The following is a 10,127-nucleotide window of genomic DNA, read 5'->3' as shown; positions in this document are numbered from 1 at the left end:
CTGCCAACCCCGCACACAAGGTTATAGGAGTTAAGTCAAATGGCAAACAAACTCCAAGTTAATACACAGTCGATCGGCTACAGCGACTTTTACTGGAACCGCTTTAGTCCGAGAGTTGCGACTATCAGCAGTGTCCGCAACGCCAATCACTGGGAGGGCGGATTTATCACCTATATTGCATTTCCCACAAAAGTAGAAGCTACAGCAGCAATGAAATATTTGCTCTTGCATCAAAAAGCTGCTGATGTCGATATGCGGAAAGCCAAGCGAATGAAAGCAAAAGGCATTCGGTGGGAACTCAAAATTCGGGGTTTAGCTTTTAATGAAGTGCTGAAACTGGCAACAATGGATATAACTGGAAAGCTAGTTATGTCACCTGCAACTACTACTGAAGCCACAGGCTGATAAAAGCATTCAGATAACAGGTTGGGTTGAGACAACAAAATCCAACCCTTCCAATATTTGTCAATATCCATCTTCCTCTCTTTTCTCCTCCTCTGCGTCCTCTGTGCCCTCTGCGGTAAAAAAAAATCCTCTAAAATATATGCGTTTCATCAGTCCCAAAACAGACTTTGCATTCAAAAAAATATTCGCTTCTTCCGAACATCCAGAAATTCTCATCAGCTTTCTAAATGCAATGCTGTATAACGGAGAACCAACAATCCAAGAATTAGAAATAATTGACCCTTATTCAGCCGGAAGCGTTACAGGATTGAAAGACAGTTACCTGGATGTCAAAGCCAAGATTACCGGCAACAAAACCGTGATTGTGGAAATGCAGGTACTCAACGTTGCCGCCTTTGAAAAACGGGTAGTGTACAATGCAGCCAAAACCTATTCAACTCAACTCAAAGCGGGAGACGGTTACTTAAGATTAAATCCAGTCATTGCTTTAACCATCACCGACTTTATCTTATTTGAAAACACCGAAAAACTAATTTCCAATTTTGAATTCACAGAAACCGAAGAGAAATTCGTCTATCCCAACTGCGAGTTAAAATTAGTGTTTGTCGAGTTACCGAAATTCAAAAAAGAATTGAACGAACTTGAAACTCTGCCGGAAAAATGGATTTACTTTATGAAAAACGCGCCCTCTTTGGAAGCAGTACCAGAGACATTGGAGTCTGTTGAAGAGATTAATACCGCGCTGGAAATTGCCAACCGAGCTAATTTGACAGTCAAAGAAGCGGCAGATTTGGACAAGCGAGAAATGTTTATCCAAGATCAGCTTGGATCTGTAATGAAAGGGATAGAAATTGGTATACAACAAGGAATCGAACAGGGAATACAACAAGGAATCGAACAAGGAATCGAACAAGGAATCGAAAGGGGTAAAATTGAGGGGGAAATAGGATTAATTATGCGTCAGATAGTGCGGCGGGTGGGTGAGGTTACACTGGAAGTTCAAACTCGCATCCAGGGGTTATCTGCGGAACAGTTAGATGATTTGGGAGAGGCTTTGTTGGATTTTAGGAGTCAAGAGGATTTGATTGCGTGGTTGGAGTCTGCGGGATGAACTGATGAGTTAAAAAGAGAGGCAGGGATTTTTAACGCGGATTTGGTAGAATTCCCAATCTCTGCATTCATTTAAACTTTAGTATCTGCGGGAACTTCACTCTGTACCAGCATCCAACCTAACAGCGCTAAACTAACTCCAAGAGCGAGAAATCCTAAATCCCAAGCTAACTCGTTGATACCGGGTTTGACGTGGTGGATTCCCAAAATTTGATGGTCAACAATGCCTTCAACAAAGTCAAACAATCCAGCACCAATTAATATTGAACCGAAAAAAGTTTGAGTTGACAAAGGAACATCTTTGCGCTTCACAGCACTCCACAAACAGAGGATTCCCGCTACTGTTACCAACCAATCCGCAGCGTGAAACAGTCCATCTCCGAGGGTATTTAATTCTAAACCGCCAACAGTAGCATCGGTTTTAACGCTGCTAAACATATGGTGCCACTGGAGGAGTTGATGGATCACAATGCCGTCAAAAAAGCCGGATTGACCGATACCGAGGAGAATTCCTGCGATAATTAGAGGTCGGCGGTTGTTAACAGGGGTGGCTGGTGAGTTTGTGCGATCGTCCAATGGAAAACCTCAGATTATTTAACTGCTGAGTCTGGGTCGGTGAAGGGATTTGCCAATACATTTTTTAGTTTTGCTGGGGAGGAGGGGCGATCGCATCATCCGCGAGATAGATTTATCGAGTAAAGTGCGATCCTCTTCGAGGGCTTCGCTAACGCGCGTTGATTTTTGATGGATGATTGGAAAGTGCGATCGAATCTTGCCTGCAATAACTTTTACAACACCATCCACATACTAATTGATAGTTTTCATTACATTAAACCTCAACATATTTGCATAAAGTCCTGGCTTCAGGAATAGACGAACCAGATTGACGCAACTCTTCTAAATGAAAAACTATTGCTGCTTTAATTTGCTGTTCTACTTCCTCGATTGTTCTTCCTGTTCCTAGGTCTCCGGGGATCTCTGGGAAAATAAGCCGAAGAATTCCTGTTCCTAGGCATCCCGGGAACTATGGTAAAATAAGTCGAAGAATTGCTTTCTGATTTCTGGATGCCAATTGCATAAATTCTAATTCTGCTTTGAGTATATGCTTTTGGGTTTGCCAACACAATAGACCCTTCTGGAGTCAATTCCCATCTGTCGCGAGGCGAATTTGTTTCTACATATCGTTTAACCAAGCCATCAGCAGCCAGTTTTTTTAAGACAACCATCATGTCAGGTTCTCGCGGTACATCTCTACGGGAAAGTGCATTCGCGAGTTCGTACCAACTCCACTTTCCTTGACCTTTAGCTACTAATTGCAGCAGCACTAATTCAAGCTGGGTTAATTGAGTTAGGTTTTTCATCAAAATTCCTCTACGCTCGGATGAAATAAAACGCCGAATCCTTCTTTTAATTTATAATCTTCAAGAGTAGCTGTGTGAGCATTGTTCCAAAGTTCATAAGCCTGATCCGGGTCAGGGGGTTGTCCTGTTGGGTAGCCAAGCTTTTTATACCTAAGATACTCGCGTAACTCGTGAGTATAAAAGCGTAAATCAACAGGCTCAGCTACAAGGGTTTGGGTGGCGATACTTCTTAACCTTTCAACCATTTTTAGCTCAGCTTCACCAACTGGCTTAAATCTGCGAACATGAGCTTCAACTAAGCCAACGCCTTTATCAGTAATTTTAACATTTTGATAAGATAAGTTGAGAATCTTGCCGCCAGCTTTTGAGGGAGTGAAAGGTCTGCCACTTATTGCACCTTTTTCTAACATTGTATTCGAGTGGCTTTAATCTATCCGTAGTTAACAAAGTTCTGAAACGCTTAGATGTTAGACCTTGCAAGTCTCGACGCGAGAGAAGAGACTCTCTATTCCCCCTATTCCCCACAATGGTGCCCTCACAAAAATTGTGAATTCTAAATTCACCTGTTTCTTTCGCAACTTTTGGGGCGGTGTAGAAGACTTCGGCGGTGCGTCCACATCTAAGAAAGGCGCTCCTCCCATTCCGAGGGCTGTCTTCCCACCATCAGCAGTAACAAGTTGAGGAGACTCGTCCGAAGTATCGGCAGTCACAATCCAAATCGTTTCATCTGGCATAAGTGTTTAAGACTCCCAACTATCTAGATATTTTTGCTAGATACGATCGCCCACAATAATTTTCTATTCTACCTGAAATTTATCAACCGTTAAACAAGCCCCCGGATTCATCTGTGGAATGGGTATCCTGGCAGCCCGGAATGTTAAATTTTAATACTAAAAAATCGATCGCCCGATCGCCCAAAACTACATAAAGTGAGTTACAAGTTCGATCGTACTTCTATCAAAAATCCTAAATCCCAAAACCTCATTGCCCAAACAGACCCTTTCTGTGCAAACCTAAAAAACAGCAGACACAATTTTATAAACTCTAATTACAGAACACTAGCAACCAGTTATGCAAACTCTGCCGAACCCCACTAAAACCCTCACCACCGAACCAACCTTCGACACCACCATCAAACGCCGCAAAACCCGGCCCGTCAAAGTCGGTAGCGTCACCATCGGCGGCGGCTACCCCGTCGTCGTACAGTCGATGATTAACGAAGACACCCTCGACATCGACGGTTCAGTCGCCGGAATTCGGCGCTTGCACGAGATTGGCTGCGAAATAGTCCGCGTCACCGTGCCCAGCATGGCCCACGCCAAAGCTTTAGCCGAAATCAAGCAAAAACTGCACGCCACCTACCAACCCGTGCCCCTCGTTGCCGATGTCCACCACAACGGCATGAAAATTGCCCTGGAAGTCGCCAAACACGTAGACAAAGTGAGAATCAATCCCGGACTTTACGTGTTCGAGAAGCCGAAAGCCGACAGAAGCGAATACACCGACAGCGAATTCGCCGAAATTGGCGAAAAAATCCGCGAAACCCTGGAACCTCTGGTAATTTCCCTGCGCGACCAAGGCAAAGCTTTGCGAATCGGCGTTAATCACGGTTCCCTCGCCGAACGGATGCTGTTTACCTACGGCGACACGCCCGAAGGCATGGTGGAATCGGCCCTGGAATTCATCAAAATTTGCGAATCCCTCGACTTCCGAAATATCGTACTTTCCCTGAAAGCCTCCCGTGCACCCGTGATGGTTGCTGCTTACCGCTTGATGGTGCACCGGATGGACGAACTCGGCATGGATTACCCGCTACATTTGGGCGTGACGGAAGCAGGAGACGGCGAATACGGCCGCATCAAATCCACCGCAGGCCTTGCACCGCTGCTGACTGACGGTATCGGCGACACCATCCGCGTCTCGCTGACAGAGGCCCCAGAAAAGGAGATTCCGGTTTGCTACAGCATTCTGCAAGCCTTGGGACTGCGGAAAACGATGGTTGAGTATGTCGCTTGTCCTTCCTGCGGTCGCACTTTGTTTAATTTAGAGGAAGTTTTACACAAAGTGAGAGAGGCGACCAAGCATCTCACCGGTTTGGACATAGCAGTAATGGGCTGTATTGTCAATGGGCCCGGAGAAATGGCTGATGCTGACTACGGCTATGTCGGGAAGCAACCGGGTTATATTTCGCTGTACCGGGGCCGGGAAGAAATTAAGAAGGTGCCGGAAGACCGAGGCGTGGCAGAATTGATTGACTTGATTAAATCGGACGATCGCTGGGTTGATCCTTAATTGCTGTCGATCGCTCCTAATGCCTGTTGTTAAACCCGGAGATCCCCCCTAGCCCCCCTTAGTAAGGGGGGGACAAGAGCGCTCAAAGTCCTTGTTAAGGGGGGGACAAGAGGGCTCGAAGTCCCCCTTTTTAAGGGGGATTTAGGGGGATCTACGCTTCGGTACAAACATGGAGATAGAAGGTTTCAGTCTTAAGTTGACACCGCAGAACTCGGCAAAGTTGAATAATATATGTACGCCAACTACGACCGAGCCTTGCCTGTGTTAGATTGAGCGTAATTATTCTGAACTCTTTTCGTCCCGCGCGTCACACAAATGGTTATAACAAAACGAGGGCTTTTTCTAAGTGCAGCAGCGGTGGTACTCACTGCTGTAACACTTGCGAACACTGGTTGCAGTTCTAAATCTCTGGCTTCTTTTCGGGGAAGCCCTAAAGAGTTGGTTGATGAAGTTTGGCAAATTATTGACAAAAGTTATGTTGATGGCACTTTTAACCAGGTTGACTGGAAAGCGGTGCGGAATGATTATTTGAATCGGACTTATACCAGCGACGACGAAGCTTACAAAGCAATTCGGGAAATGCTGAAGAAGCTGGACGATCCTTATACGCGGTTTATGGACCCTCAAGAGTTCAGAAATATGCAGGTTGAAACTTCTGGGGAACTCACAGGAGTTGGGATTCAGTTGACTCAAGATGAGGAAACTAAGAAGTTGGTGGTGATTTCGCCGATCGAAGATACCCCTGCTTTTACTGCTGGTATTCTGGCAAAAGATATCATTATTAAGATTGACGGCAAGAGCACAGAAGGCATGGATACGAATCAAGCGGTAACTTTGATTCGCGGCCAGGCGAATACTGAGGTGACGCTGACTATTGTGCGGGAAAACAAGGAATTAGAATTTAAGCTGAAACGCGCTAAAATTGAAATTCATCCTGTGCGGAAGTCGGTGCAGAAAACTCCCATCGGAGAAGTCGGCTATATTCGCTTAAATCAGTTTAGTGCGAATGCTGCATCGGAAATGCGATCGGCAATTAAGGATTTGGAACAGAAAAAGGTAACGGGCTATATTCTAGACTTGCGTTCAAATCCCGGCGGGTTGCTGTACGGAAGTATTGAAATTGCTCGGATGTGGCTCAAAGAAGGTACGATCGTCTCGACGGTCGATCGAGTCGGTGAGGCCGATAAACAAACGGCAAATAAGGCAGAGCTCACAGACAAACCGTTAGTTGTACTGGTAGACGGCGGTTCAGCAAGTGCTAGCGAGATTCTATCCGGTGCTTTGCAAGACAACAAACGCGCGGTTTTAGTGGGAACAAAGACGTTTGGTAAAGGTTTGGTGCAGTCTGTACGCGGCGTGGGAAATGGTGCCGGTTTGGCGGTGACAATTGCCAAGTATTTTACTCCCAAGGGCACTGATATCAACAAGGCCGGGATTGAACCGGATTTTAAGGTAGAACTCACTGACGCTCAAAAACAGGAATTGAGGCGCGATCGCGATAAAATTGCTACGACGGCCGATCCGCAGTACGCAAAAGCTATGGAAGTTTTGACACAGCAAGTTACTGGTAAAACAGGGAACAATAAGGCGGAGTCGAAACCGAATGCAGCGCCACCTAAGCCAAATGCAGCGCAAGCAAAACCTAGTGCAGCACCTTCTAAATCTAAATAGAAAACCTGTGTAAGGTTTCAGTTAAAAAAAGCATTCGGGGGAAGATTTACGGCTAAAAGCCAAGATTTTAAACTCGAATGCTTCGCTATTTTTTGCTATCCGTCATTGCGAGTCAATCGATTTTAGATTTTAGATTTTAGATTAAAGAATTGAAGCATTGACCCCACGGATAAATTCGGGGGCTCCTTTATCGGATACAGGTTTTTTATTTCTCCACGGATGAATCCGGGGGCTTGTATCCTGGATGCTTTTGGTCATTGCGGCTGGCATTTTCCGGCGCGAATTAATCCGATGCGGCGGGCTATGGCATCTTCGGGCGAATCGTAAGGGCCCCACTTTTCAATAATAGTGGGGTTTTGTTGTTCGAGTTGCGCGATCCTCTGCGAGGGCTCCGCCAACGACAAAATTTCGCAATTACCGGCAGGACGTTTGATAATATAAAATTTGGGTTTTTCTGTCATAGCTAAATTCGTAAAATAAAAGCTGGATACTAACTAGGCAATTGGCTCATTATATCAAATAGGGAAACGGCACTGCCGTGTCCAAGGCGTGTCTTAGCATTAAACTCGCATTCTAGTAGTGGCTGAAACCCCTTCTGGACTGAGGATTTAACCGCCTGCAACTAATAAGAATTAAAAAAAACTAACACTTTTGGAAGATGCCACAAAATTTATCTATGATAAAAATATAGACATTTGTCTAAACAGTGCATTAAATCCTTTCAGAACTACCCAAATATTCTAATCAATACCAAAAAAAACCATGCAATTTTTGCCCAAAACAATTCCCGAAATTCAACCCGAAATCCTACCCGTTAACGAATCACCGCCAGAACTTGTTACTTTCGATGTCGGCGGGATGAAATGTGCCGGCTGCGCGAAAGCTGTGGAACGCCAACTTATGCAGTATTCAGGCGTCATTTCAGCTTGCGTTAACTTGGCCGTAGAAGTCGCGACGGTTGAGTGTCAACCGGGGACTGTCGATGCAGAGGCTTTAGCGAAAAAGTTGACTGATAATGGATTTCCCTCTCAGTCTCGTTCAGGTGAAAATCAGCAGGAAGCAGAAGCGGCAACAATTGAACGGCGGGGGCAAGAAATTCGACAGCAAATCAAGCAATTGACGATCGCCCTTATCCTAATTATTCTATCCGGTTTAGGTCACGTACTCGGCACAAAAGCCCCAATTCTCACCAATATTTGGTTTCACTGGGGACTCGCCACCCTAGCTTTGCTGCTACCGGGCCGCCCGATTATCGTTGACGGGTGCCGCAGTTTGTGGCGAAATGCACCCAACATGAATACTTTGGTCGCTTTAGGCGCTGTCACAGCTTACACGGCTAGCAACGCGGCGCTGCTGTTTCCACGGATGGGATGGGAGTGCTTTTTTGATGAACCGGTGATGCTGCTGGGCTTTATTTTGTTGGGCAAAACTCTCGAACAGCAAGCCAGACGGCGCGCTGCATCTGCTTTGCAAGCTTTAATCGCATTGCAACCGGCGAAAGCCCGCTTAGTTGATTTTAAACTTTCGAGTTTGGATTTGCGATCGCAAGAATTGCCTTTAAATTCGACATCAGAGGTCTACGATCCACAATACATTGAAATTCCAGCCGATCGCGTCCGAGTCGGAGAATGGCTGCAAGTTTTGCCAGGGGAAAAAATACCGGTAGACGGTGAAGTCTGCGAAGGCAAAACAACGATAGATGAGTCGATGCTGACTGGCGAATCGATGCCGGTTTTGAAGCAACCAGGAGATACAGTTGCGGCGGGAACTATCAATAAATCCGGGGCAGTTGTGATGCGGGCAACTCGCACCGGTAAGGAAACAACTGTAGCTCAAATGGTGGCTTTGGTGCAGGCAGCCCAAACTCGCAAAGCGCCGATTCAAAATTTAGCTGATACTGTTGCAGGATATTTTGTGTATGGGGTAATGGCGATATCGCTTTTGACTTTCCTATTTTGGTATTTTGCCGGCACTCATATTTGGCCTTCTGTGCTTGTAGGACAGGGGGCAATGGATATGGGACACGGGGCAATGAATATGGGAAATCAACTGCCAATTATCCATTATCAATCGCCTTTGCTGTTAAGTTTGAAATTGGCGATCGCAGTTTTAGTCATTGCTTGTCCTTGCGCTTTGGGACTGGCTACCCCAACTGCAATTTTAGTCGGTTCTGGCATCGGCGCGGAGCGCGGGCTTTTAATTCGCGGTGGTGATGTTTTAGAACGGGTGCATCAATTAGATACGGTGGTTTTTGACAAGACTGGCACTCTGACAACCGGAAATCTCACACTCACAGATTATTTGCCTATTTTCCAGAATTCGGAGTGGGATTGGAATTCAGATATTAATGTGGGAAACAGGCAAGATGTTTGTTCCACAATTGATGGAGTTTCTGGGAGTGCGGTTAATTCAAAACTGCTGCAAATTGCGGCGGCGGTGGAAAGGGGCGCGTGTCATCCCATCGCCGCAGCGATTTTGCTGGAAGCTCAACAGCAAGGTTTGCCGCTGCTAGCTGCTGAAGATTTCTGCACGGAACCGGGCTTCGGGGTTTCTGCTTTGGTGGAGGGCCGGCGCGTGTTCGCGGGGAATGCCGAGTGGATGAAGAAGCAGGGGGTGGCTGTGGCGATGGAACTTTTGGGTTCTTGCAAAGGCAAAACGGCGGTTTATGTGGCTTCAGGGGGCGTTTTGCTGGGGGTAATCGGGTTAAAAGATACTCTGAGGCCGGATGCTAAGGAGGCGGTGGAACGTTTGCGGGGCATGGGATTGCGGGTGATGATGCTGACGGGGGATACGGCGTCAGCGGCGGCGGCGACGGCGCAGCAGCTAGATTTGACGGCGGCTGATGTTTTGGCCGAAGTCCGGCCGGAAGGGAAGGCGCGGGCGATCGCAACTTTGCAAGCCCAAGGCTGTAAAGTGGCTGTGGTGGGGGATGGCATCAATGACGCGCCGGCTTTGGCTCAAGCTGATGTCGGTATCGGTTTGCACTGTGGCACTGATGTCGCAGTTGAAACTGCTCAAATTGTGCTGATGCGAAATGCTTTGATGGATGTTGTTGAGTCGATCGAGCTGGGGCGCGCTACTTTTAATAAGATTCGCCAAAATTTATTTTGGGCTTTTGGTTACAATACTCTGGGAATTCCGGTAGCAGCGGGTATCTTGCTGCCTGCAACCGGAATTCTACTCAGTCCTGCCGCGGCCGGAGCATTTATGGCGTTTAGTTCTGTTAGCGTGGTTACAAATTCTTTGTTTTTGCGCCGGGGATTTCGAGCTTAAATTTAGGGATTGCAT

At 46.5% G+C, this 10,127-nt stretch carries 12 protein-coding genes; 5 read left to right on the top strand and 7 right to left on the bottom strand.

Annotated elements, in window-relative coordinates; genetic code table 11:
* Positions 1-39 precede the first annotated feature (39 nt).
* Both QUA70_RS12980 and QUA70_RS12975 read left to right on the top strand, forming a co-directional pair.
* A complete protein-coding gene (locus QUA70_RS12980; protein ID WP_333321168.1) occupies positions 40-405 on the top strand; it encodes a hypothetical protein in 366 nt (121 codons plus the stop codon).
* A gap of 139 nt (positions 406-544) precedes the next feature.
* Positions 545-1,516 (top strand): Rpn family recombination-promoting nuclease/putative transposase, encoded by a 972-nt coding sequence (locus QUA70_RS12975; protein WP_333347529.1) that lies wholly within the window; start codon positions 545-547, stop codon positions 1,514-1,516.
* Positions 1,517-1,587: 71 nt separating this feature from the next.
* Here the strand turns inward: QUA70_RS12975 and QUA70_RS12970 are convergent, their stop codons facing one another.
* Genes QUA70_RS12970 through QUA70_RS12945 form a run of 6 tightly spaced genes read right to left on the bottom strand, consistent with a single transcriptional unit; the run spans position 1,588 to position 3,610 of the window.
* Positions 1,588-2,091, bottom strand: coding sequence for a DUF2243 domain-containing protein (locus tag QUA70_RS12970; RefSeq protein WP_333332952.1), 504 nt, complete (start codon positions 2,089-2,091; stop codon positions 1,588-1,590).
* A gap of 18 nt (positions 2,092-2,109) precedes the next feature.
* Positions 2,110-2,319 (bottom strand): hypothetical protein, encoded by a 210-nt coding sequence (locus QUA70_RS12965; protein WP_333332950.1) that lies wholly within the window; start codon positions 2,317-2,319, stop codon positions 2,110-2,112.
* Between the two features lie 25 nt (positions 2,320-2,344).
* On the bottom strand, positions 2,345-2,461 hold the full coding sequence (locus QUA70_RS12960) for a hypothetical protein (protein ID WP_333251297.1): 117 nt from the start codon (positions 2,459-2,461) through the stop codon (positions 2,345-2,347).
* The gene (locus QUA70_RS12955; protein WP_333328271.1) at positions 2,436-2,876 is read right to left on the bottom strand and encodes a hypothetical protein; all 441 of its coding nucleotides are present in this window, start codon (positions 2,874-2,876) and stop codon (positions 2,436-2,438) included. The genes QUA70_RS12960 and QUA70_RS12955 overlap by 26 nt, the downstream gene beginning before the upstream one ends.
* Positions 2,876-3,286, bottom strand: a complete 411-nt coding sequence (locus tag QUA70_RS12950) for a hypothetical protein (protein WP_333328274.1) — start codon at positions 3,284-3,286, stop codon at positions 2,876-2,878. The genes QUA70_RS12955 and QUA70_RS12950 overlap by 1 nt, the downstream gene beginning before the upstream one ends.
* Before the next feature lie 57 nt (positions 3,287-3,343).
* Positions 3,344-3,610 carry a hypothetical protein gene (locus tag QUA70_RS12945; RefSeq protein WP_333328276.1) on the bottom strand — a complete coding sequence of 89 codons (267 nt, stop codon included), beginning with the start codon at positions 3,608-3,610 and terminating at the stop codon, positions 3,344-3,346.
* 337 nt (positions 3,611-3,947) lie between these two features.
* On the opposite strand from QUA70_RS12945, the gene ispG reads away from it, so the two are divergent.
* Complete coding sequence (ispG, locus tag QUA70_RS12940) at positions 3,948-5,168, top strand: (E)-4-hydroxy-3-methylbut-2-enyl-diphosphate synthase (protein ID WP_333328279.1); 1,221 nt, start codon at positions 3,948-3,950, stop codon at positions 5,166-5,168.
* 315 nt (positions 5,169-5,483) lie between these two features.
* Positions 5,484-6,839 carry a carboxyl-terminal processing protease CtpC gene (ctpC, locus tag QUA70_RS12935; RefSeq protein ID WP_333347532.1) on the top strand — a complete coding sequence of 452 codons (1,356 nt, stop codon included), beginning with the start codon at positions 5,484-5,486 and terminating at the stop codon, positions 6,837-6,839.
* Between the two features lie 254 nt (positions 6,840-7,093).
* Here ctpC and QUA70_RS12930 read toward each other — a convergent pair whose 3' ends face one another.
* Positions 7,094-7,300, bottom strand: a complete 207-nt coding sequence (locus QUA70_RS12930) for a DDE transposase family protein (RefSeq protein WP_333347535.1) — start codon at positions 7,298-7,300, stop codon at positions 7,094-7,096.
* Between the two features lie 301 nt (positions 7,301-7,601).
* Between QUA70_RS12930 and QUA70_RS12925 the strand changes: the two genes are divergently transcribed.
* A complete protein-coding gene (locus tag QUA70_RS12925; RefSeq protein WP_333347537.1) occupies positions 7,602-10,112 on the top strand; it encodes a heavy metal translocating P-type ATPase in 2,511 nt (836 codons plus the stop codon).
* Positions 10,113-10,127: the final 15 nt, after the last annotated feature.

This window comes from Microcoleus sp. LAD1_D5 (genome assembly GCF_036702115.1).
Classification (GTDB): Bacteria; Cyanobacteriota; Cyanobacteriia; order Cyanobacteriales; family Microcoleaceae; genus Microcoleus.
Note: the sequence above shows the minus strand (reverse complement) of the source record. Positions and strands in the feature narration are given on the sequence as shown.

Excerpts from the sequence above, each read along its gene's own strand:
- QUA70_RS12980 (WP_333321168.1), top strand. The coding sequence starts at position 40 with ATGGCAAACAAACTCCAAGTTAATACACAGTCGATCGGCTACAGCGAC.
- QUA70_RS12975 (WP_333347529.1), top strand. The coding sequence starts at position 545 with ATGCGTTTCATCAGTCCCAAAACAGACTTTGCATTCAAAAAAATATTC.
- QUA70_RS12955 (WP_333328271.1), bottom strand. The coding sequence starts at position 2,876 with ATGAAAAACCTAACTCAATTAACCCAGCTTGAATTAGTGCTGCTGCAA.
- QUA70_RS12950 (WP_333328274.1), bottom strand. The coding sequence starts at position 3,286 with ATGTTAGAAAAAGGTGCAATAAGTGGCAGACCTTTCACTCCCTCAAAA.
- QUA70_RS12945 (WP_333328276.1), bottom strand. The coding sequence starts at position 3,610 with ATGCCAGATGAAACGATTTGGATTGTGACTGCCGATACTTCGGACGAG.
- ispG (WP_333328279.1), top strand. The coding sequence starts at position 3,948 with ATGCAAACTCTGCCGAACCCCACTAAAACCCTCACCACCGAACCAACC.
- ctpC (WP_333347532.1), top strand. The coding sequence starts at position 5,484 with ATGGTTATAACAAAACGAGGGCTTTTTCTAAGTGCAGCAGCGGTGGTA.
- QUA70_RS12930 (WP_333347535.1), bottom strand. The coding sequence starts at position 7,300 with ATGACAGAAAAACCCAAATTTTATATTATCAAACGTCCTGCCGGTAAT.
- QUA70_RS12925 (WP_333347537.1), top strand. The coding sequence starts at position 7,602 with ATGCAATTTTTGCCCAAAACAATTCCCGAAATTCAACCCGAAATCCTA.